Origin of the sequence: Hylemonella gracilis str. Niagara R (assembly GCF_000600295.1) — a bacterium.
Taxonomy (GTDB): domain Bacteria; phylum Pseudomonadota; class Gammaproteobacteria; order Burkholderiales; family Burkholderiaceae_C; genus Hylemonella; species Hylemonella gracilis_A.
In genome coordinates this window covers 2,320,469-2,342,882 of record NZ_JEMG01000001.1, presented here as the reverse complement: position 1 = coordinate 2,342,882, position 22,414 = coordinate 2,320,469, and the positions used below count along the sequence as shown (strand labels likewise).

General features: G+C 67.4%; 20 protein-coding genes and 1 riboswitch. Of the genes, 14 read left to right on the top strand and 6 right to left on the bottom strand.

Annotated features, from left to right (window positions below):
* Window positions 1-60 precede the first annotated feature (60 nt).
* Window positions 61-669 (top strand): Crp/Fnr family transcriptional regulator, encoded by a 609-nt coding sequence (locus tag AZ34_RS10840; protein WP_035607988.1) that lies wholly within the window; start codon window positions 61-63, stop codon window positions 667-669.
* Window positions 670-790: 121 nt separating this feature from the next.
* On the opposite strand, the gene AZ34_RS10835 is transcribed toward AZ34_RS10840, so the two are convergent.
* From AZ34_RS10835 to zapB, 6 genes are all read right to left on the bottom strand, one after another.
* Window positions 791-2,320 carry a tripartite tricarboxylate transporter permease gene (locus tag AZ34_RS10835; RefSeq protein WP_035607986.1) on the bottom strand — a complete coding sequence of 510 codons (1,530 nt, stop codon included), beginning with the start codon at window positions 2,318-2,320 and terminating at the stop codon, window positions 791-793.
* A 33-nt stretch (window positions 2,321-2,353) separates the two neighbouring features.
* A complete protein-coding gene (locus AZ34_RS10830; protein WP_035607984.1) occupies window positions 2,354-2,884 on the bottom strand; it encodes a tripartite tricarboxylate transporter TctB family protein in 531 nt (176 codons plus the stop codon).
* A gap of 107 nt (window positions 2,885-2,991) precedes the next feature.
* On the bottom strand, window positions 2,992-4,014 hold the full coding sequence (locus tag AZ34_RS10825) for a Bug family tripartite tricarboxylate transporter substrate binding protein (RefSeq protein WP_197026531.1): 1,023 nt from the start codon (window positions 4,012-4,014) through the stop codon (window positions 2,992-2,994).
* Between the two features lie 434 nt (window positions 4,015-4,448).
* Window positions 4,449-5,408: a methionyl-tRNA formyltransferase gene (locus AZ34_RS10820; RefSeq protein ID WP_035607983.1), complete on the bottom strand. Its 960-nt coding sequence runs from the start codon at window positions 5,406-5,408 to the stop codon at window positions 4,449-4,451.
* Between the two features lie 374 nt (window positions 5,409-5,782).
* The gene (locus AZ34_RS10815; protein WP_035607981.1) at window positions 5,783-6,127 is read right to left on the bottom strand and encodes a cell division protein ZapA; all 345 of its coding nucleotides are present in this window, start codon (window positions 6,125-6,127) and stop codon (window positions 5,783-5,785) included.
* Complete coding sequence (gene zapB / locus AZ34_RS10810; RefSeq protein WP_035607979.1) at window positions 6,124-6,354, bottom strand: cell division protein ZapB; 231 nt, start codon at window positions 6,352-6,354, stop codon at window positions 6,124-6,126. The genes AZ34_RS10815 and zapB overlap by 4 nt, the downstream gene beginning before the upstream one ends.
* Window positions 6,355-6,404: 50 nt before the next feature.
* Window positions 6,405-6,642, top strand: a riboswitch (cobalamin riboswitch).
* 73 nt (window positions 6,643-6,715) lie between these two features.
* Between zapB and AZ34_RS10805 the strand changes: the two genes are divergently transcribed.
* The 13 genes from AZ34_RS10805 to AZ34_RS10745 are packed head-to-tail and all read left to right on the top strand — an operon-like array spanning window position 6,716 to window position 22,403.
* Window positions 6,716-8,524: a TonB-dependent receptor domain-containing protein gene (locus AZ34_RS10805; RefSeq protein WP_035607977.1), complete on the top strand. Its 1,809-nt coding sequence runs from the start codon at window positions 6,716-6,718 to the stop codon at window positions 8,522-8,524.
* Window positions 8,525-8,536: 12 nt separating this feature from the next.
* Window positions 8,537-9,895, top strand: a complete 1,359-nt coding sequence (locus AZ34_RS10800; protein WP_035607974.1) for a cobyrinate a,c-diamide synthase — start codon at window positions 8,537-8,539, stop codon at window positions 9,893-9,895.
* Complete coding sequence (locus AZ34_RS10795; RefSeq protein WP_035607971.1) at window positions 9,892-10,458, top strand: bifunctional adenosylcobinamide kinase/adenosylcobinamide-phosphate guanylyltransferase; 567 nt, start codon at window positions 9,892-9,894, stop codon at window positions 10,456-10,458. Before AZ34_RS10800 ends, AZ34_RS10795 begins: the two co-directional genes overlap by 4 nt.
* Window positions 10,455-11,375, top strand: a complete 921-nt coding sequence (locus AZ34_RS10790) for an ABC transporter substrate-binding protein (protein WP_035607969.1) — start codon at window positions 10,455-10,457, stop codon at window positions 11,373-11,375. Before AZ34_RS10795 ends, AZ34_RS10790 begins: the two co-directional genes overlap by 4 nt.
* Window positions 11,372-12,382 (top strand): FecCD family ABC transporter permease, encoded by a 1,011-nt coding sequence (locus tag AZ34_RS10785; protein ID WP_035607966.1) that lies wholly within the window; start codon window positions 11,372-11,374, stop codon window positions 12,380-12,382. Before AZ34_RS10790 ends, AZ34_RS10785 begins: the two co-directional genes overlap by 4 nt.
* A complete protein-coding gene (locus AZ34_RS10780; RefSeq protein WP_051509694.1) occupies window positions 12,379-13,215 on the top strand; it encodes an ABC transporter ATP-binding protein in 837 nt (278 codons plus the stop codon). Before AZ34_RS10785 ends, AZ34_RS10780 begins: the two co-directional genes overlap by 4 nt.
* Window positions 13,216-13,269: 54 nt before the next feature.
* The gene (locus AZ34_RS10775; RefSeq protein ID WP_035607964.1) at window positions 13,270-13,947 is read left to right on the top strand and encodes an energy-coupling factor ABC transporter permease; all 678 of its coding nucleotides are present in this window, start codon (window positions 13,270-13,272) and stop codon (window positions 13,945-13,947) included.
* A 33-nt stretch (window positions 13,948-13,980) separates the two neighbouring features.
* A complete protein-coding gene (cobO, locus tag AZ34_RS10770; RefSeq protein ID WP_035607963.1) occupies window positions 13,981-14,550 on the top strand; it encodes a cob(I)yrinic acid a,c-diamide adenosyltransferase in 570 nt (189 codons plus the stop codon).
* 4 nt (window positions 14,551-14,554) lie between these two features.
* Window positions 14,555-15,484 carry an ABC transporter substrate-binding protein gene (locus AZ34_RS10765; protein ID WP_081767175.1) on the top strand — a complete coding sequence of 310 codons (930 nt, stop codon included), beginning with the start codon at window positions 14,555-14,557 and terminating at the stop codon, window positions 15,482-15,484.
* Between the two features lie 51 nt (window positions 15,485-15,535).
* Window positions 15,536-16,609: a cobalamin biosynthesis protein CobW gene (gene cobW / locus AZ34_RS10760; RefSeq protein WP_035607961.1), complete on the top strand. Its 1,074-nt coding sequence runs from the start codon at window positions 15,536-15,538 to the stop codon at window positions 16,607-16,609.
* Between the two features lie 30 nt (window positions 16,610-16,639).
* Window positions 16,640-20,509, top strand: coding sequence for a cobaltochelatase subunit CobN (gene cobN, locus AZ34_RS10755; RefSeq protein WP_035607959.1), 3,870 nt, complete (start codon window positions 16,640-16,642; stop codon window positions 20,507-20,509).
* On the top strand, window positions 20,506-21,660 hold the full coding sequence (locus tag AZ34_RS10750) for an ATP-binding protein (RefSeq protein WP_035607957.1): 1,155 nt from the start codon (window positions 20,506-20,508) through the stop codon (window positions 21,658-21,660). Before cobN ends, AZ34_RS10750 begins: the two co-directional genes overlap by 4 nt.
* A gap of 59 nt (window positions 21,661-21,719) precedes the next feature.
* Window positions 21,720-22,403, top strand: coding sequence for a vWA domain-containing protein (locus AZ34_RS10745; protein ID WP_081767174.1), 684 nt, complete (start codon window positions 21,720-21,722; stop codon window positions 22,401-22,403).
* Window positions 22,404-22,414 lie beyond the last annotated feature (11 nt).

Sequence of the window (22,414 nt, the reverse complement as noted above, 5' to 3'; positions counted from 1 at the left end):
TCGGAGTAGCGCTAACCCGGAGCCCGCGCCGGCCGGACAGGGCGCGCGCGCGTTGTCAGCATGAGCAGCATTGAGAATCACCCGGAAAAGAACATCATCCGGGTCCAATTGCGCCAAAACCAGGTGCTCAAGGATTTGGGCTCCGATGCGCATGAAGCGCTGGAACCCCACTTGACCGTGGTGGATTGCGGCAAGGGGGATTTCCTGCTGCACCAGGGCGTCCACGAGATGGAGCAGTATTTCATACTCGATGGCGTGCTCAAGCGCGTCGTGGCCAATCCGCAGGGCAAGGAAATGATCCTGCGCTTCGCCGCGGAGCGCGAGATGGAAACCAGCTACGCCGCCTGGATGCTCAAGACGCCCACGCCCTACAGCATCGTCTCCGTCACCAAGGCGCGTGTCGTCAAATTGCCCATGCCGGAATGGATCGCCTTTCTGGAGCAGCATGTCGAGGAAAAACGCCTGTTCGAGCACAGCGTGATGAGCCATATGAGCGAAATCATGGCCCACACCATCACCTTGCACCTGCTGGACGCGCCCGGACGGGTGCATCGCTTCCTGCGCAAACATGGCGAGCTGTTCGACCGCATTCCCAAGAAAGAGCTGGCGGCCTACCTCAATCTCTCGGCCGAGACGCTGAGTCGCCTGAAGCAGCGCGGCAAGATTTGATCATTCTGCATGACGCCTGAGGCTGTATCTCGCGCCTCTGCATGAAAAAGGCCCGCTTCGCCTGGAAGCGGGCCTTTTGTTTCGCCCTTGGATGATGGCGCCGGTGACGCCGCAGGCCGTGTCAGTCCACCGGACGTTCCGCAGTGAAGGCCGGCTGCTTGGGCTTTCTGACCAAGGCGAGCAGCTTGGAGATCAGCGGCCAGAACAGCATGACCAGCGCCAGGGCCGTGATGCCGCCCACCAGCGCATTCGAGAACATGATGGACAGGTCACCCTGCGACAGCAGCATTGCCTGCCGGAAGGCGTCTTCCGCCTTGTCGCCGAGCACCAGGGCCAGCACCAGTGGCGCGAGCGGATAGTCCAGCTTCTTGAACACGTAGCCGATCACGCCGAACAGCAGCATGAACCAGATGTCGAGCATGGCGTTGTGCACCGTATAGGCGCCAATCGCGCAGATCACGATGATCACGGGAGCGATGATCGAGAAGGGAATGCGCAGAATCGAGGCGAACAGCGGCACCGTGGTCAGAACCACCACCAGCCCGACCAGGTTGCCCAAGTACATGGAGGCGATCAGGCCCCAGACGAAGTCCTTCTGCTCGACGAACAGCAGCGGACCCGGCTGCAGACCCCAGATCAGCAGGCCACCGAGCAGCACCGCCGCCGTCGGGGAGCCAGGGATGCCCAAGGCCAGCATAGGGAGCAGGGCGCTGGTACCCGCAGCGTGGGCTGCGGTTTCGGGTGCGACGATGCCTTCGAGTTCGCCAGTGCCGAATTTGTCGCCATTCTTGGACATCTTCTTGGCCACGCCGTAGCTCATGAAGGAGGCAGGCGTCGCGCCGCCGGGCGTGATGCCCATCCAGATGCCGATCAGCGAACCGCGCAGCGACGTGGCCCAGTACGCGGGCAGCTTCTTCCAGGTCTGGAACACCACCTTCGGGTCGATGCGTGCGCTCTTGCCGTTGAAGGCCAAACCTTCTTCCATGGACAGCAGGATTTCACCGATGCCGAACAGGCCGATCACCGCGATCAGGAAGTCGAAGCCGCGCATCAGCTCATGGAAGCCGAAGGTCAGGCGCAACTGGCCGGTCACGGTGTCCATGCCGACGCAGGCCAGGGCGAAGCCCAGGGTCATCGAGGCGAGGATCTTGAACGGAGAGCCCTTGCCCATGCCCACGAAGGAACAGAACGTCAGCAGGTACACCGAGAAGAACTCCGGCGGCCCGAACTTCAGCGCGAACTTGGCCACCAGCGGCGCCAGGAAGGTGATCATGATCACCGCGATGAAGGCTCCGATGAAGGAGGAAGTGAAAGCCGTCGTCAATGCTTCGCCGGCATGGCCTTTCTGCGCCATGGGGTAGCCATCGAAGGTGGTTGCGACAGACCAGGGCTCGCCAGGGATGTTGAACAGCACCGAGGTGATGGCGCCGCCGAACAGCGCGCCCCAGTAGATGCAACTCAGCATGATGATGGCCGAGGTGGGATTCATGCTGAAGGTCAGCGGCAGCAGGATGGCCACGCCATTGGCACCGCCCAGGCCCGGCAGCACGCCGATCAGCACGCCCAGGACAATGCCTACCACCATCAGCAGGAAGTTCATGGGCGATATGACCGTCGCAAACCCATGGAACAGTGCGTTGAGTTCTTCCATTTTCTTGTGTCTCCGAAATTGATCCGCTTATGTTCAATAACCCAGGAAGCTCAGCGGATCCAGCGCGCCCTTGTGCAGCGGCACTTTGAACCAGACCTCGAACATCAGGAAGAACAGGGTGTTGACGGCAAGGCCGACGATGACGCTCTTGAGCCAGCCATACTTGCCCAGGTACACCATGAAAAGAATGATGTAGACGGCTGACGCCACGTAGATGCCGATCAGATCGACTGCGCCCACATACACGATGGCGGGGACGAGCACGGCCAGCACGCGACCCAGGGACTCGCGATCCACGAAGGCTTCCGCGTTCTTTTCCTTGGCCTTACCCTTGGCCAGCAGGGTTTGGACGAACACGCCGAGACCCGAAATGCACAGGATCACGCCTATGTAGAAGGGGAAGTAGCCCGAGCCGGGGCCGTCATCACCCCACTCGGCGCCGAGTTTGCGGCTGCCGTAGATCACGAGGGCGCCCAGGAGAAAGATCAGCACCGCGACCACGGCGTCCACCGTGCCGGTGGTGGCGAGGGCGCGGCCCTCCTCCGAAGATTGATTGGATTCCATGACGAAATGACTTCTGACGATTACTGACTCAAAAAAGAACCGGGCCTTGCAGACTCTGTTGTTGGTCTCTCAAGGCCCGGTGTAGTGGCTACATCCGTGGGGCCGGTTTACTTGGCCAGGAAGCCAGCCTCGGACATCAGCTGGCGGTGGTTCGCTTCGGCGGCCGTCAGCCACTTGGCGAAGTCCGCGCCGCTCATGGTGGTTTGGTTGAAGGCACCCTTTTCCATGGCGTCCTTCCACTCAGGCGTCTGACGCACCTTGGCCAGCAGGTCCACGTAGTACTTGAGCTGGTCGCCGCTGATGCCCGGCGCGGCGAAGATGCCGCGCAGCATCACGTAGTCGGTCGGCACCCCGGCTTCCTTGCAAGTCGGGATGTCGGCCCAGCTCTGGGTGTCCGTCACCTTGGCCTTGTAAGGCAGGCGTTCGCTGTCGAATACGCACAGCGCGCGCAGCTTGCCGGCGCGCCACTGCGCAACGGCTTCAGCCGGGTTGTTCACGGTGGAGTCGATGTGGCCGCCCACGAGTTGAACGGCCACTTCACCACCCCCCTTGAAGGGGATGTAGATGAACTTGGTGCCGGTGGCCTTTTCCAGCCCCACGGTGATGATCTGGTCTTCCTGCTTGGAGCCGGTGCCGCCCATCTTCATCTTGTTGGGGCCCGCAGCCTTGACGGCGTCAATGTATTCCTTGGCGGACTTGTAGGGCTTGTCGGCGTTGACCCACAGCACGAACTGGTCCAGCGCCATCATCGACACCGGCGTCATGTCCTTCCAGTTGAAGGGCACGCCCGTGGCCAGCGGCGTCGTGAACAGGTTGGAGAGGGTGATGATGATCTTGTGCGGATCGCCCTTGGCTTCCTTGACGGACAGGAAGCCTTCAGCGCCTGCGCCGCCCGACTTGTTCACCACGATGAGCGACTGCTTCATCAGATCGTGCTTGACGATGATGCCCTGGATCAGACGGGCCATCTGATCGGCGCCACCACCCGTGCCTGCGGGAACCACGAACTCGACCGGCTTGGTCGGTTCCCAGGCTTGGGCCGCCATCGGTGCGGCCAAGCCCGCGACCGCGATCACGGCGGTGGCCACGGCGGCTACCTTGGTTTTGAGTCTGGCTTGAAAGCTCTTCATCAGTGTCTCCTGTTGACGTTGCACCGTCGTGGACGGTATTCGGACGTGGATTTCTTCTTCGATAGCCCTATCGAATGGGCTCATTCGCATGAGCATCAGTCGATGAGGCGTACTCTAAATTTTGGTGCTGAATTCCTCTTGATTGCGGTCAACTTTCTTTATTTTTCAGAGCCCCCCTAGGGTTTCCGTGATTGGGGCTTTTCCGAGGAGCATGCGGCAAGAATGCGGTCCACGCAAGGGCAAACACCAGGGAAACAGGGTTCACGTCACCAAACAAAAAGGCAGACCCCTCTTGCGAGGGGTCTGCCTGGGCGTGCGGGTCGCGATCAGCGGGGAGGGGCCGCACTCAAAGCTGCGTGATCGGCACCGTCACCTGTTTGACATTTGCAATAGGCGAAAAATCATCTTCCGATGTGCCATGCCGATCCGGAGATTCAGCATGCTGCACGTAGCCCGTGTTCTCGGGCGAACGTGGTGGCGTCCACCTTCTTGCCGCTGACGCCGTTGACCACGGCCTTGACGCGCAGCACCTCAATCTCGCCACCCTGGGCCGCGATGGAAAAGGATTGCTCACCCACGGCCACGATGTCGCCCGGCTTGCCGCGCACCGCGCCAAAGGTGCGAGTCACATGCTTGCGGCAGTCGTAGATCGTGACTTTCATGGCCTGGCCTTCGGCGCCGCTCATCTCGCACCAGGCCCCTGGCGCCGGATTGCAGGCGCGTATCAGGTTGTAGACCTGATCCACGGGCCGTGCCCAGTGGATGCGTGCTTCCTCGGCCTTGAACCAGCCCTCGTAACTGGCCTGGCTTTCGTCCTGCGCCGTCTCGGTGTGCCGGCCTGCGACGACCAGGTCCGCTGCTTCCAACAGGGCTTGCACGCCCATCGGGAACAGCTTGTTGAAATAAACCTCGCCCAGCGTTTCGTCGGCCTCGATGGCGCATCGCTTCTGCAGGATCACAGGGCCTTCGTCCAAACCATCGGTGGGGCGGAAGATGGTGAGCCCGGTTTGGGTTGCGCCCAATGCAATGGGCCAGTTGATGGATGAGGGGCCGCGGTGGCGCGGCAGCAGCGAGGGGTGGTACTGGATGGTTCCGTGCCTGGGTATGTTCACGAAACTCTGCGGTGCGAACTGCAGCACGTAGGCCATCACGCCCAGGTCAGCGTCCAGCGCGCGCAGCGCGGCCTGTGCTTCGTCGCTCTTGAGGCTGGCGAACTGGAACACGGGCAGGCCCGCAGCCTCGGCGGCCTCACGCAACGCGTCCGGTTTCTCGCCAGCCGCCTCGGGTTTGCAGAACACACCAACGATCTGGTCGCCATGGGAGGCATGGCGTGAAAGAAAGGCCTGCAGCACGGCCTTGCCGAAATCCTGTTGACCGATGAGGGCGATGCGCATGGGTGGGCGAGGGGAGGTTCGAGGGGCAGAACCGCCGTCCATGGACGGGTGGCGGCGCGGGAAGAGGGGTGTCTGCAATGGCCCCACCGGACCGGCATCCTGAACCAGGGGTTCAGGTGGGCGAGGTCAACCCAGCCTTGGGTTCATCTGACGCGAGACGATCACGCTGGCGGGGCAATGTTCCAAGCCCTTGCTCAATGAGCATTGGTTCAAGGAAATATAAAGCCCGGCAGGCATTGCAGACAGTCGCATTGTAGGCGCAGCGTGAGCCTTCTGTCCGGTTGGGTCGACTCGGTCGGTTCGCGCTGTCCCTGTGTCCATTTGGCTCGCTCGGCAATGGCCAGTGTTCCACCGGCCCGGTCGCGAACCTGCGTTCAGATCAACCTGCCATCCTCGCCCAGGGCCTGGTCGAGCCGGGTGATCAGGGTATTGATGGCCGCAGCGTCGCGCGCGTCCAGTCCGCTGGCCGAAACCAGGGAGTCGGGTTCGCCCTGCGCGGGCCGCAAGGGGGCCGCAGCCGAGTTGCTGCCCAGGTCAAACGCCAGATTCAGCGCCGCCAGCACGGCGATGCGCTCGCGCGCCTTGATCTTGCCCGCGTCGCGGATCTTGCACATGGCGTCGTCCACGCGCTGCACGGCCTGGCGCAGGCGCTCCTCGCCGCCTTCCGGTGCGCCGAGCAGATAGCTTTGCCCCATGATCTGAACTTCGAGCTGTTTCATGGACTGTCCTTCAGGCCTTCCTGGTCACCCGGCTCGGCAATGCGTTCGAGCAGCGCGTCCACGCGCGTGCGGGCCGCCAGCAGGCGTTGCTTGAGCTGATCACGTTCCGCGCTGAGCTCCTCGACCTGGTCAAGCAGCAGTTCATTGGTGCGTTGCAATTCCTCGTAACGCACGAGCAGGCGCTCGACACGTTCGACCAGTGCTTCGATGGGGGTGGGTTCTGACATGGATCGGCGATGAAAGTGTTCCCATTCTAGGGTTTGCGAGGGATTTCGAACGTAGAATCTCCGTCGTTGGTGCTCGCGGCGTGGTTCACAGGCCGCAGTTCAACGGGAAGCAGGAAGGCGAGCCGTCACGCGGCAAGCCCAACCTGCGCTGCCCCCGCAACGGTAAGTGGACGCGCCGCGAGGCGCCGCTTCCCTCATTGGCCACTGGCTGCCCTGAACAAGCAGCCGGGAAGGCGAGGGAGGTTGTTTCCACCAGCCCGGATACCGGCCAACGAGGTGGATGCGCGTCTTTGCGCGCATCCGTGACGTCCATGCCCTGGCGGGGAGGCCGGGGAAGGACTTCGTATCCGTTCTCCTTCACATGAAAACTTGTGTCCCATACCGGCGCCCGGCTGCGTTCGCGCTGGCTGCTGTCTTGTCGGCGTCCCTGCACGCCCAGCCGGCTGAACTCAGCCCCACCATCATCACCGCCACCCGCACCGAATCGCGTGCCGATGAGGTCCTCAGCGATGTGGTCATCATCACCCGCGACGATATTGAAAAGGGCACGGGCCGCACCGTGGCCGAGTTGCTGGCCCGCGTGGCTGGCGTGCAGTTGTCGTCGAATGGCGGCTTGGGCAAGACGTCGAGCATCTTTATCCGTGGCACGGAGAGCCGCCATGTGCTGCTGCTGGTGGATGGAGTGCGCATGGGTTCGGCCACGGCTGGCCAAGCCAACTTCGACAATATTCCGCTCGAAAGCATCGAACGCATCGAGGTCCTCAAGGGGCCCGCTTCGGCGCTGTACGGCAGCGACGCCATCGGTGGCGTGATCCAGATCTTCACGCGCCAGGGGCGTGAGGGCTTCTCGCCTTATGCCTCGGCGACCGTGGGCAGCGCTGGCCGGCGTGAAGTCAGCACCGGCCTGGGCGGAGGTGCGGAAGAGGTGTCGTACAGCCTGGGTGTGCAGACTCTGCGCGAAGAGGGCTTCTCGTCCACCAGTTCAAGCGTCGGCAGCAGCCACAACGCGGATCGCGATGGTTTTTCCCAGGACAGCGTGAACGCTGCCCTCGACTGGCGTTTCGCTCCGGGCTGGAAGTTCGACACGCGTTTGCTCTACGCCGACGGTGTGAACAACTATGACAGCGGCAGCGGCAGCTATGACACGCATGCCGACGTTCAGGCGCAGAGCTATGGCATGGGACTGGAAGGCCGGCTGTTGCCGAACTGGAAGTCGCGCTTCGCCTATGGCGGCAGCGACGACAAATCGACGAACTACACAGGCAGCGCTCCGACACGCTTCGATACACATCAGGACCAGTGGTCCTGGCTCAACGAGATCGGCACGCCACTGGGTTTGCTGCTGGTGGGGATGGAGCGTGTGGAACAGCAGGTGAGCGGCACCACGGCCTACACGGTCGATCAGCGCACTACGGACTCGGTTTTTGCCGGCCTCAATGGCGAGGCTGAAGACCATGCGTGGCAGTTCAATGTGCGCAGGGACGACAACTCGCAGTTTGGCGATGCGACCACAGGGTTCGCGGGCTACGGCTACAAACTCACCAGTCATCTGCGCGCTCATGCCTCCTACGGCACGTCGTTCAAGGCACCGTCCTTCAACCAACTGTACTACCCTGGCTTCGGCAATACGACAACCCAGCCTGAAGAGGGACGCAACCGCGAGGTCGGTCTGGCTTACACGCCGGGCACGCAGGCTTACCAAGCGGTCTACTTCGACAATCGCATCAGGGGTTTCATCACGACCCAGCCAGCGGTCGCGAACATTCCGCGAGCGCGCATCAAGGGGTGGACGCTCAGCTACAACGGCCAATTCGACGCGCTGGACCTGCGGGCCACGCTGGACCTGCTGGATGCGCGCAACGAGGTGACCGGCAAGAAGCTGCGGCGCCGCGCCGATGAGCAACTGGTGTTGGGCGCGGACCACCGCGTTGGCGCTTGGAAGTACGGCGCCACGGTGCTGGCTGCATCGGAGCGATATGACAATGACGCGAACACCGTCGAACTGCCCGGCTACGCCACGCTCGATCTGCATGTGGACTACGCCCTGAATCCTGACTGGTCCGTGCAGGCACGTCTGAACAACCTGGGTGACAAGGAGTACCAGACGGCCAACGGCTACAACCAGCAAGGCCGCGCGGGCTACCTGACCCTGCGCTGGGCACCCCGTTAAGCTCGGAACTCCATGACTGCCCCCTCACGCTGTCCCGCCTTGCTGATCGCCGCCCCGGCCTCCGGCCAGGGCAAGACCACGGTCACGGCGGCCTTGGCGCGCCTGCACGCGCGTCAGGGACGGCGCGTGAGGGTCTTCAAGTGCGGTCCGGACTTCCTGGACCCGTTCTGGCACACGCTGGCCAGCGGCGCACCCGTGCACCAACTCGACCTCTGGATGACGGGCGAGGCCGACTGCCGCGCGCGCCTGCACCAGGCGGCGCGGGAGGCCGACCTGATCCTCGTCGAAGGCGTGATGGGGCTGTACGACGGCCAGCCCAGCGCGGCCGACCTGGCCCGGCACTTCGGCCTGCCGGTGCTGGCCGTGATCGATGCCTCGGCCATGGCCGGCACCTTCGGGGCGCTCGCCCATGGCCTGCAGCATTACCAGGACGGCTTGCCTTGGGCAGGCGTGCTGGCCAACCGCGCGGGCAGCGCGCGCCACGCGGGCATGTTGCAGCGGGGCTTGCGTGAGCCCGAGCACTGGCTGGGGGCCTTGTCGCGCAACCCGGCCCTGGTCCTCCCCGAGCGCCACCTGGGCCTGGTGGCCGCGACAGAGCTTCATGATGCGTTGCAACGGCTCGACGCTGCTGCCGACGCGCTGGCCGACACGCCGCTTGGGCGCATGACGCTGGACGAGCTGCGACTACGCTGGCGCGTGGATTTCGCCCCGCCAGCCACGAACCCGCCCATGCCCGCGCTGCTGCAAGGCCGGACCGTGGCCGTGGCCCGTGACGCGGCTTTCTGCTTCCTCTACGCCGCCAACCTCGAATGCCTGCAGGCGCTGGGCGCACGCCTGGTATTTTTCTCGCCGCTGACCGACAGCGTCTTGCCCGTTTGTGATGCCGTCTGGCTGCCCGGTGGTTATCCGGAGTTGCACGCCGCGCGTCTGGCTGCGAACCACGGCCTGCGCGACAGCCTGCGTGCCCATGTCGCGGCGGGTCGGCCGCTCTGGGCCGAATGCGGCGGCATGATGGCCTTGTTCGAGCGGCTGACCGATGGCGAGGGCCTCACGCATGCACTCTGGGGTCTGCTGCCCGGCAGCGTCACCCTGCAAAAACGCCTGGCCGCGCTGGGGCCGCAGGCATTGCAGATCGACGACGCGGAACTGCGCGGCCACACCTTCCATTACTCGACCTGTGACACGCCGCTGCGGCCGCGCTGGCGCACCCGTCCGCCGGGGGGCGGGCCGGTGGCCGGGGAGGGCGAGGCGGTCTACCAGCAGGGCAGCATCGTCGCCAGTTATTTCCATGCCTGGTTCCCTTCGGCGCCCCCGCTGGTGGCGCGCCTGTTCGGCGCGGGCCAGCAACAGTCCGAGGCGCTGGCCGCATGAATACGCCCCTGACCCTCGCCCGCAGCGAACTCATCCTCGGCGGCCAGCGCAGCGGCAAGTCGCGCCGCGCCGAACTGCTGGCGCGCGACTGGCTGCAACAGCAGGCAGACCACCACGCCGTGCTGATCGCAACCGGTTTGGCGTATGACGAGGAGATGCGCGCCCGCATCCTCCGACACCAGCAGGACCGCGCTTTGCGCGTGCCCGGCCTGCGCACGGTGGAAGAACCCTTGCGAGTGGACCAGGCGATCACGTCGCACAGCCGCGCCGACACGCTGCTTGTGGTGGACTGCCTGACCCTGTGGCTGACCAACCATCTGATGCCCGCCGACGGCATCGCGGGCGAAGCACCGGTGGATGCGCTGTTGCAGGCGCTGCGCACCGCGCCCGGGCCGGTCGTGCTGGTGGGCAACGAGATCGGCCTGGGCGTGATTCCGCTCGGGCGCGAGGTGCGCCAATTCGTGGACACCCTGGGCCGGCTCAACCAGGAGGTGGCCGCCCTCTGCGCACGGGTGACCTTCATGGCCGCAGGCCTGTCCCTCACGCTGAAAGACAACGCATGACATTGCGCCTCGCCCTGGCTCTCTTGGTGGCCATGCCGCTGGCCTGGTTCAGTCCTGCGCAGGCGCTGGAGATCACCGACCAGCGCGGTGTCACTGTGCGCTTCGCGCAGAGCCCGCAGCGCATCGTCAGCCTGCTGCCCTCGCTGACCGAAAGCGTTTGCGCCCTGGGCCAGTGCCAGCGACTGGTCGGTGTGGACCGCTACTCCAACCATCCCGACAGCATCGCGCGCCTGCCCCGGCTCGGCGGCGGACTGGACCCGAGCATCGAGGCTGTGGTGGCCTTGAGGCCGGACGTGGTGCTGATTTCCCTGTCCTCGCGCGCGGGCGAGCGCCTGGAGGCCCTGGGGCTCAAGGTTGTCGCGCTGGAACCCAAAACCCATGCCGATGTGCGTCGTGTCCTGCATGAATTGGGCGTGCTGCTGGACGTGCCCGCCACCGAACCCGAGCGGCTTTGGCGCGAGATCCAGGATGGGGTGGACGCCGCCGCGCGCAGCCTGCCGCCGGCCGCGCGCGGCCTGCGCGTGTACTTCGAGGTCAGCCGTGGACCGTATGGCGCGGGCGAGGTGTCCTTCATCGGCGAGACCCTCGCGCGCCTGGGCATGAAGAACGTGATCCCGGCCGAGCTCGGTCCCTTCCCGCGCCTCAACCCTGAGTTCGTCGTCCGCGCCGACCCCGACCTCATCATGATTGGCAACCGCAGCATGCAGGCGCGGGTGCCGTATCCGGGTTGGGACCAGATGCGCGCGGTGCGCCGCCAGCGCCTGTGCGTCTACGGCGTGGAGGACTCCGACGTCGTCGTGCGGCCTGGCCCGCGCATGGCCGAGGCCGCCCGCATCATGGCGCGCTGCATTGTCGATAAGCTGGCCTTGCCGGAGTCCGTCGGCCCGGCTGCTTTGTCCAGTGGGGGGCGCCCATGAGGCACAAGGCCTCCGCCCTCGGCCTGGGCCTGCTGCTGCTGTCGGCCCTGCTGCTCGCGCTGGGCGCCAGCGTGGGCAGCACCGGTTTCGAGAGCGTGCTGCGCGCCGCGCAGGACCCGGTGGCCGCGCAGATCGTCTGGCAGATCCGGCTGCCGCGCACCCTGGGCGCCTGGTTGGCCGGCGCGCTGCTGGGCCTGGCCGGCGCCGTGGCGCAGGGGCTGTTTCGCAATCCACTGGCCGATCCTTTCCTGCTCGGCAGTGCCTCGGGCGCCTCGCTGGGCGTGGCCTCGGCGATGGCCGTGCTGGGCAGCACCTTGGGCAGTGGCTCGACCCTGGCCTGGGTCACCCGCCTGGGGCTCACGGGCGCGGCCTTTCTCGGTGCGGTGCTTGCAGTACTGCTGACCCTGCAGCTCGCGCGCGGCGTTCAGCACACCTTGCGCCTGCTGCTGGCGGGCGTCATCGTGGGTGTGGTGCTGGGCGCGGCGAAGGACCTGGTCACGCTGGCCGCGCCCGATATCGTTCCGGCCATGCTGGGGTTCAACCTGGGCAGCGCGAGCTTCGTGGGCTGGTCCGGCTGCGCGCTGATGGCCGCCCTCGGGGGGCTGTGTGCCCTGGCCGCCTGGGTCTGCGCGCGCGCGCTCGACGGCCTCAGCCTGGGCGAGGCCACGGCGGCCAGCCTGGGCTTGCCGCTGGTCCGCATGCGCGTGGTGCTGGTCGCCGTGCTCGCGCTGGCCACGGGCACGGCCGTGGCACAGACCGGCCTGATCGCCTTCGTGGGTCTGGCCGCACCTCACCTGGTGCGCTCCATCGTCAAGACCACGCACGACCGGCTACTGCTGCTGGCGGCTGGCATGGGCGGCGTGCTGCTGATGGCGGCAGACATCCTCGCGCGTTGGCTGATCGCTCCGCAAGAGCTGCCCGTGGGCGTGCTCACGGCGGTGCTGGGCGGCAGCTACCTGCTGTGGCTCATGCACCGGCGCACCCGGGGCGGGGGAGGGCTGGCATGATCTTGCGCAATGACACCGATGCCCCGGTGCCGGCAAAAACTGTCCCGGGCGCTCCTGCCCTGAGTGCGCGCGGCCTGAGCGCCACGCTGGCCGAGTCGGACGTCCTGCACGCCATCGATCTGGATCTGTCCGCCGGGCGCTGGACCAGCATCGTCGGCCCCAATGGCGCCGGCAAATCCACGTTGATCAAGGCCTTGGCGGGTTTGCTGCCCCAGGCCCGAGGCGAGGTCTGTTTGCTGGGTGAACCGATGCCCAGCCTGCCGGCCCGCACCCGGGCGCGCCGCCTGGCCTGGTTGGGCCAGAACGAAGGCGCCAGCGATGACCTGTTGGTCCACGACGTGGCCATGCTGGGCCGCCTGCCGCACCAAGCCTGGCTGGCGCCGCCCAGCGCGGCCGACCATGCGGCCGTCGAACGCGCCTTGCGCGCCACCCAGGCCTGGGACTGGCGCGATCGGCCGCTGGGCCAGCTTTCGGGTGGGGAGCGCCAGCGGGTGCTGCTGGCCCGTGCCTTGGCCGTCGAGGCCGATGTCCTGCTGATGGACGAGCCACTGGCCAATCTGGACCCGCCGCACCAGGCCGATTGGTTGGCCGTGGTGCGCGCGCTCGTGGCGCAGGGCCGCACCGTGGTCAGCGTGCTGCATGAAATCAGCCTGGCCCTTTGCGCTGAAGAGCTGGTGGTCATGGCCCGGGGACGGGTGAGCCACCATGGCACGAGCGGTGACGCATCCACGCACGCCGCGCTGATGGAGGTCTTCGATCACCGCATCGCCATCCATGCCTTGGCGGGGCAGTGGGTGGCGCTGCCCGTGACGGGCCGGGAGCAGCCCCGCTGACAACCCTGCGTTTTTCCGTTCTACCTGCTTCAATTTTCACCAAGGAGTCAGACCATGCATATCGAACCCGGACTGGTCGATGGGACCAAGATCTTCCTGAGTTACGCCACGGGCACCGCCGCTGCCGTCTACGCAGGCAAGCTGGCGCTGGACGCGCTGCGCAAGGACGGCCCGCTGTCCCTGCTCGCGCGCAGCCTGCTGTGCGTGGCCCTCGTGTTCTGCTTCTTCGAGGTGCTGCCCCACCATCCTGTAGGCGTGTCGGAGGTGCATTTGATCCTGGGCACCACCTTGTTGCTGGTTTTCGGCGTGGCGCCCGCCGCCCTGGGGTTGGTCGGAGGCCTGGCGATCCAGAGCCTGTTCTTTGCGCCGCAGGACCTGCCGCAGTACGGCATGAACGTCACCACCTTGCTGCTGCCTCTGTTTGTCACGCATGTTCTGGCGCGCCGTATCGTGCCCGAGCACATGGCGTATGTGGACCTGAGTTACCAGCAGGCCTTCAAGCTGTCCGTGGCCTACCAGGGCGGCATCGTGGCCTGGGTGGCCTTCTGGGCGCTGTACGGCCATGGGTTCAATGCGGAAAACTTCGTCCAGATCGGCAGTTTTGGCGCCGCCTACATGACCGTGGTGCTGCTGGAGCCCCTGGTTGACCTGGGCGTGCTGGCCTTGGCCAAGACCGTGCAGCGCCTCAAGGGCAGTGCCTGGGTCGAGCAACGCCTCTACCAGACCGCCTGAGCCGCCGTTCCAACTGCCTCACAGGACGACACGATGGAGATCGAAGCCCCCCCCGTCTCGCGCGACACCCCCAAGCCGCAAGGCGAGCGCCGCGGCCTGGTGCTGTTGCATACCGGCAATGGCAAGGGCAAGAGCACGGCCGCCTTCGGCCTGGCCTTGCGCGCACATGGCCGCGGCAAGGCCGTCAAGGTCTACCAGTTCATGAAAGTGCCGACGGCGCGTTTTGGCGAGCACCGGCTGTTCGAGCAACTGGGCATACCCATCGAAGGCCTGGGCGATGGCTTCAGCTGGAAGAGCCGCGACCTGGACCACTCGGCCCAGCTCGCGCTGGACGGCTGGGCCAAGGCCGAGGCCACGATCCGTGCGGGTCAGCACTTCATGGTGGTGCTGGACGAGATCATGTACCCGCTGCGCTATGGCTGGATTCCGCTGGAATCCATCCTGGCCTGCCTGCGCGAGCGGCCGGCCCAGGTGCATGTGGTGCTGACGGGGCGCAACGCGCCCGCCGAACTGGTGGAACTGGCCGACACCGTGACCGAGATGACGCTCGTCAAGCACCACTTCAACGCGGGTGTGCCAGCGCAGCGCGGCATTGAAGACTGAAGACATGTTGGCCCCCACGCTTGCCACTGCGTGTGCTGCGCTGCCCCCCGAGGGGGCTGAGCACGCTGGGGGCGGCCCGGCGCGGACTCGGACCATCGCTCCCGCGCGTCTCAGACTGTCTCGCCTGTCCTCGCTGGCTGCATGGAGCTTGTTGTCTTGCCTGGCCTCGGCCCAGACCCCGCAGCGCATCGTCACGCTCGCGCCGTCCTTGACAGAGTCCGTCTGCGCGCTTGGGCACTGCGCCCAGTTGGTGGGCGCCGATCGCCATTCGAGCTGGCCCGACACCGTGTTGGCCTTGCCCAGGGTGGGTGGGCTCGAAGACGCGCAGATCGAGCGCATCGTGGCCCTGCGGCCCGACATGGTGCTGCTGGGCCCGCGCAGCCGCGCGGGTGAACGATTGCAGGCCCTGGGCGTGCCCGTGCTCACGCTGGACGGCCGCACCCACGCCGACCTGAAGCGCATGCTGCTCAAGTTGGGTGACGCTCTGGGCGAGCCAGCCCGCGCTGCCGAGCTGGTGGCGCGTATTGACGTCGAACTGAACGCTGCCGCTGCCCGTGTGCCCGCCGCCTTGCGCGGGCGCTCCGTCTACGTGGAGGTGGCGCCGGGCTCGGCTGCCAGCGACAAGAGCTTCATCGGCGAGACAGTGGCCCGCCTGGGCCTGGTCAACGTGGTGGGTGGTGAACTGGGCCTGTTCCCCCGCATCAACCCCGAACTGCTGCTGCGCCATCCGCCCGACATCATCATCGGCCCGCGCGCCACGCTGGCCCACGCGGCGGACCGCCCGGGCTGGAGCGCTTTGCCCGCCCTGCGCCAGCAGCAGCTGTGCCTGCTGGACGCGGACCGCATGGACCTGCTCTCGCGCCCCGGCCCGCGCCTGGGCGAGGCCGCGCAGATGCTGGTCGATTGCCTGATGGCCTTGCCCGCGCGCGAGTAACACTTCGCCTCCGCGTTGACCGACACCGAGTTTTTTCTTCTAGGACTTTCCATGACGACCCGAAAAATCCCCGCCACCATCGTCACCGGCTTCCTGGGCAGCGGCAAGACCACGCTGCTGCGTTACCTGCTGGCCAACGCCCAGGGCCGCCGCATCGCGGTCATCGTCAACGAGTTCGGCGAGCTGGGCATCGACGGTGAAATCATGCGCGGCTGCGGCATCGGCTGTGACGACAACGGCGAAGACAACGGCCAGCTGTTCGAACTGGCCAACGGTTGCCTGTGCTGCACGGTGCAGGAGGAATTCGCGCCCGTGATGGAAAAGCTGGCCGCGCGCCGCGACCAGATTGACCACCTGGTCATCGAGACCTCGGGCCTGGCCTTGCCCAAGCCCCTGGTGCAGGCCTTCCAATGGCCCGCGTTGCGCAACACATTCACGGTGGACGCCGTCATCACGGTGGTCGACGCGCCCGCCGTCGCGGCGGGCGACTTCGCCGACGACCCCGTGGCCGTGGACGCCCAGCGCCGCGCCGACGAGAACCTGGACCACGACTCGCCTCTGCACGAGCTGTTCGAAGACCAGCTGGCCACGGCCGACCTGGTGGTGGTGCACAAGACAGACGGGGTGAGCGCGGCCGAACTTGCGGGCGTGGAAGCCGCTATCCGCGCCGAGACCCAGCCCGGGGTGAAACTGGTGCACGCGCAGCATGGCCGCATCGACATCGACGTGCTGCTGGGCCTGGAGCGCGCGGTGGAAGACCAGATCGACCGGCGCAAGACCCACCACGACGAGGAAGAAGACCACGACCACGACGCCTTCGATTCGGTGCAGGTGGCGCTGGACGTGACCAGCCGCGAAGGCCTGCTTGCTGCCCTGCAGGACCTGGTGGCGCGCCACGAGATCTACCGCGTCAAGGGTTTCGTGGCCCTGCCCGGTGCAGCCATGCGCCTGGTGGTGCAGGGCGTGGGCGCGCGTTTTGACAGCTATTTCGACCGGGCCTGGGCCATGGGCGAGAACCGCCAGACTCGCCTGGTGCTGATCGGCTCGGCATTGGATGAAGCCCTGCTGCAGGCCGAGCTGGAAGCGGTTTTGGCCGCGCCTGCAAGCCCAGCCGTGACCGCCTGAGCGCGAGCCACCTGTCTCCGGACACCCGCCATGCACCTGCTTTCCACCCGCCCGGGCGGCCACGTCGACGACGGTGGCCAGGGCGTGGTGCGCGTGGCCCAGACGCCGGGGGACATCGTGGTGCTCAGCGCGGCCGACACCACACTGGCCTTGTTGTCCGATGCGGCGCGGGCCTTGCCCGACGATTTTCCGACCGTGCGCCTGGCCAATCTGATGTGGCTGCGCCAGCCCGCTTCGGTCGACCTGTACGTGGACGAGGTGCTGCAGCATGCGCGCGTGGTGGTCATTGACCACTTGGGCGCGGCGAGTGACTGGGCTTATCTGGTCGAGCGCGCACAGGAGCAGGCGCGCGCGCAGGGCCAATGGCTGGCCCTGTTCTCGGGGGACTTTGGCGAAGACCTGCAACTGCTCTTGCGCAGCACCGCCTCGCACGAGGACTGTCGCCACCTTTGGCGCTGCCTGCGTGAGGGGGGGCCGGACCATGCGCACAGTTTCTTCGCCCTGATCGCGCATGCCGCTTTCGGCCGGGGCGCGCGGCCCGCCGCTGCGGCCGCGCTGCCGTCGGCGCTGGTGGTCCCGCCCCAGGGTGCGGCGGCGGACCTGCCCTGGCGCGCGGGCGCGCCCGTGGCCTTGCTGGTGTACTACCGCGCGCACTGGCAGTCCGGCAACACGGCGGTGTTCGAGGCCCTGCAGGCCGAACTGTCCGCGCAGGGGCTCAACAGCGTGGCCGTGGCCGTGGACTCGCTCAAGAACCCTGCCAGCCTGGCCCTGCTGCGCGAGCTGGCGCAGCAGCACCGTGTGGGCGTGGTGCTCAACGCCACCAGTTTCGCGCTGAGCAGCCTGGATGCGGGGGACGGCGACAGCCCGCTGGGCAACGCGGCCGAAGCGCTGGCGGGCGATGCCCCGGTGCTGCAGCTCATCACCGCGGGTTGCGCGCAGGAGCAATGGCAGGCCGATCCGCATGGCCTGAGCCCGCGTGACCTGGCCATGCAGGTGGTGCTGCCCGAGGTGGACGGCCGCATCGTCACGCGCGCCATCAGCTTCAAGGGCCTGGCCTGGCGTTGCGAGCGCACCGAGATGGACGTGGCGCGTTACCAGCCCGAGCCCGATCGCATCGCCTTCGTGGCCGAACTGGCGCGGCGCTGGTGCGCGCTGCGCGACACGCCGAACGCGGACAAGCGCGTGGCGCTCATCCTCGCCAACTACCCCAACGACGACGCGCGTCTGGCCAATGGTGTGGGCCTGGACACCCCGGCCTCCACCGTGGCCTTGCTGCGCGCCATGCAGGGCGCCGGATATGCGACCGGTGATGTGCCCAAGACGGGCGACGCGCTGATCGCCGCCTTGGTGGCGGGCGTGACCAACAACCTTGATGCGAATGACGTCCGACCGGCGGGGCAGAGCCTGTCCTTGGCCGATTACATGCAAGACTTCAACCGCCTGGATGCCGCCAGCCGGGACGCTGTCACGGCCTTGTGGGACGCGCCCGAACACGACCCCATGGTGCGCAACGGCCGTTTCATGGTGGCTGGCTTGCGACTGGGGAATGTGTTCGTCGGCATCCAGCCCGCGCGCGGGCGCGACCTGGACCTGGTGGCCAACTACCACGATGCCGACCTGGTGCCCCCGCACGGCTACCTCGCGTTCTACTTCTGGCTGCGCCGCCAGTTCGCGGTGGATGCGGTGGTGCATGTGGGCAAGCACGGCAACCTGGAATGGCTGCCCGGCAAGAGCGTGGCCTTGGGCGCGACCTGTTGGCCCGACGCCATCCTGGGCCCGCTGCCGCATCTCTACCCCTTCATCGTCAATGACCCGGGCGAGGGCAGTCAGGCCAAGCGCCGCGCACAGGCCGTCATCATCGACCACCTGATGCCGGCGCTGACGCGCGCCGAGACCTATGGGCCGCTGCAGGCGCTCGAGCGCCAGATGGACGAGTACTACGAAGCCTTGGCGATGGACCCACGCCGCGCAAGGCTGCTGCGCGCGGACATCCTGCAACACGTGCTGCGCGACGGCCTGCACACCGAGCTGGGTTTTGCCCAACCCGTCGATGACGCTGGCCGCGAAGCACTGCTGCGGCGCCTCGACGCCTACCTCTGCGAGATCAAGGAATCGCAGATCCGCGACGGCCTGCACATCCTGGGCAGTTCGCCCCAGGGCCGCCAGCGCGTCGACACCCTGGTGGCGTTGGCGCGGTTTCCCGCCGGCACGGCGCCTGGACAACTCAGCCTGCTGGAGGCCCTGGCGCGCGATCTGGGCCTGGAGGGCGTGGACGGCTTCCAGGCGCTCAACCCTGACTGGTCCACACCTTGGCAGGGGCCGCGTCCCGCCGTGTTGCAAGACTTGAGCCGCGTCGCCTGGCGCCATGCCGGCCACACGCGCGAGCGTTTGGAGCTGCTGGCGCGCGAGCTGGTACAGCGCCATGTGCTGGGCGATGCGCAGGACACGACGGACGCCGGAGTCGGGTTGCAGGCCTGGCCCCACACAGCTCCTGTGCTGCAGCGCCTGCGCGCCGTGCTGCGCCCGCGCTTGGACGCCTGCGGCCCCGAGGAGATCGCGCAGTGCCTGGCCGGCTTGGACGGGCGGCATGTGCCCGCCGGGCCCAGCGGTGCGCCTTCGCGTGGCCGGCCCGATGTGCTGCCCACGGGGCGCAACTTCTATTCGGTGGACACGCGCGCCGTGCCCACGCAGACCGCCTATGCCATGGGCGCCGCCGCCGCCGAGCGTGTGGTCGAGCGTCATCTGCAGGACCATGGCGTGATGCCGGCTCAGGTGGGTCTCTCGGTCTGGGGCACCAGCACCATGCGCACCGGGGGCGAGGACATCGCCCAGGCCTTCGCGCTGCTGGGCGTGCGGCCGAAGTGGGCGGCAGGCAGCAGCCGGGTGGTGGACATCGAGGTGCTGCCCATGGCCGTGCGCAACCGCCCGCGCGTGGACGTGACGCTGCGCGTCTCGGGCTTCTTCCGGGATGCCTTTCCGAATGTGATCGACCTCTTCGACACGGCCGTGCGTGCCGTTGCAGCCATCGATGAAGACGACGAACCCGATGAGGTGAACCCCATCCGTGCGCGGGTGCGGCGCGAAGCGGCGCAGCGCCAAGCCCAGGGCTTGAGCGCCGAGGCGGCGCAGCGCGAAGCCACCTGGCGCGTCTTCGGTCCACGCCCCGGCGGGTACGGTGCCGGTTTGCAGGAGTTGATGGCGAGCGGGCGTTGGAACGACGGCGCGGACTTGGCTCAGGCGTATTTGCGCGCCGGTGCCTTTGCCTATGGACGAGGGCCAGACCAGGAAGGCCAAGGCGGTGGCCATGGCGTGCCGGCGCGCACCAGCTTCGAACAGCGCCTGCGCGGCCTTGACGCTGTCCTGCACAACCAGGACAACCGAGAGCACGATGTGCTCGATTCGGACGACTACTACCAATTCCAGGGCGGCATGGCCGTGGCCGTGGCGCAGCTGGCCGGCAGGGCGGCCGCCCTCTACCACGGTGACTTCAGCGTGCCTGGCGCGCCGCGCATCCGCACCCTGGGCGAGGAGGTGGCGCGCGTGGTGCGGTCGCGGGCCGTCAACCCCAAATGGTTGGAAGGCGTGCGCCGCCATGGCTACAAGGGCGCGTTCGAAATGGCGGCCACGGTGGACTACCTGTTCGCCTTCGACGCCACCACCGGCGTGGTGGGCGACCACCAGTACGCGCTGGTGGCCGAGGCCTACCTGCACAACGAGACCAACCGCGCCTTTTTGCAGCAACACAACCCGGGCGCCCTGCGCAGCATTGGCGAACGCCTGCTGGAGGCCATGCAGCGAGGCCTCTGGGTCGAGCCCGGCGAACACCGCGCGCGCATCCAAGACCATCTGCTGGCACTGGAGCGCCGGCTCGAAGAACACGGAGAAGGACCTTTGCCATGACCGACCACCCGCCCGCCGTCACCAGCACCTTGCGCCCTGCCTTTCCCTTCACCGCGCTGGTGGGGCAGCCGACCCTGCAACTGGCCCTGCAACTCGCCGCCATCGACCCGGGCATCGGCGGTGTGCTCATCAGTGGCCCGCGCGGCACGGCCAAGTCCACCGCGGCGCGTGCCCTGGCCGCACTGCTGCCCGGCGCACCCTTCGTGACGCTGCCGCTGGCCGCCAGCCTGGAGCAGCTGGTGGGCACGCTCAATGTGGAAGACGTGCTGCGCGACGGCCAGGTGCGCCTGGCGCCGGGCTTGGTGGCCCGCGCGCACGAGGGCGTGCTGTACGTCGACGAGGTCAATCTGCTGCCCGATGCCCTGGTGGACGCCTTGCTGGACGTGGCCGCCAGCGGCGTGAACACCGTGGAGCGCGACGGCATTTCCCACCAGCATGCCGCACGCTTTGTGCTGGTGGGCACCATGAACCCGGAGGAGGGGGATTTGCGCCCCCAGCTGCTGGACCGCTTCGGCCTGTCGGTGACGCTGGACAACCCGACGGATGCGCAACAGCGCGCTGCCATCCTGCGTGCACGCCTGGACTTCGACGCCGACCCGCTCGCCCTGGCCGAGCAGCATGCGCCGCGGCAGCACGCTCTGGGGGCTGCCCTGGTCGCGGCGCGCGCGGCCTTGCCGCGTTTGGCTTGGTCGGACGAGGTGCTGCGCCACGCCGCGGACCGCGCACTGAACGCGGGTGTGGATGGTGTACGCGCCGACCTCGTCATGCTGCGGGCCGCGCGTGCGCTGGCCGCACTGCAGGCCCGTGCCGTAGTGACGGTGGCCGACGTGGATGCCGTGGCCGAATTGGCGCTGGCGCACCGCAGGCTGGTCCGGGAGGGGCAGGGTGCGCGGGACGAGGTGGGCCGTGGCGCAGGGCCGCAGGCGTCCGGGCCAGCGGCGTCCGCCGTTCCGCAGACGCCTTCGCAGGGCGTGCATGCGGTGGCCCCGTCGGGCACCCCGCGTACCGAGACGCGCTCGCCTGCCGCGCGCCATGACCCGGCCTCCAAGGCCCAGCCCGCGCCTCAAGGCGATTGGGGCGCCTTGCCCGCCCAGCCCGAAGGCATGACGGCGGTGCCCCGCGTCGCGGGGTGGCCCGCAAAAAAAGCCTAGGCCACCCCAGCCGCCCAGCCCGAACAGGGCCGGGTGGCGGGCGGTGGCCACCCACGACGATGTTGCCTCCCCATACTTCTGCGAGCCCCCGTGCACCTGGCGCGCGCGCCCAGGGCGCGGCCATCGCCTGGTTGCCGACCTTGCTTGCCAAGGGGCCCACGCGCCTGGCGCGCCAGCACCTGCGTCACCCTGTCTTGCCCGAGCGGGCCGCGCGCCTGCACTGCATCGTGCTCGACACTTCCGGGTCCATGCGCCAGCGGGGTCGTCTGGCCTTGGCCAAGGGGCATGTGGAGGCCCTGCTGGAGCGGGCCGCGCGCCAGGGCGATGATGTGGCGGTGCTGCGCTTCGGTGGCCAGGGCGTCGAGCTGCTCGTGCCGCCTGGACCGGCGCGGCGTCCCGCGCGGGCGCGCCTGCGTCCGCTGGGCGGTGGCGGCGGCACGCCGCTGGCCCTGGCCCTGGACGAGGCGGATCGCCTGCTGGGGCGCGCCGCCCGAGCCTGGCCCGGGCCTGCGGGTGCACGGCCGGTGCAACGCTGGCTTTGGCTGCTCAGCGACGGGCGCACGCTGGAACAAGCACGCGCGCCCCGCGCCGCGCAGCGCGTGGTCATCGTGGATTTCGACGATCCGCGCCAGTCCGTGGGCCGCTGTGCCGCCTGGGCCGCCGCCTGGGGCGCCACCCACCTGCGTCCCTTTGAAGTCGTGCCCGCCGCTTCAGGCTGGCCCCTGGCCCCGGCTGCGGCTTGAACCTGTCCCCT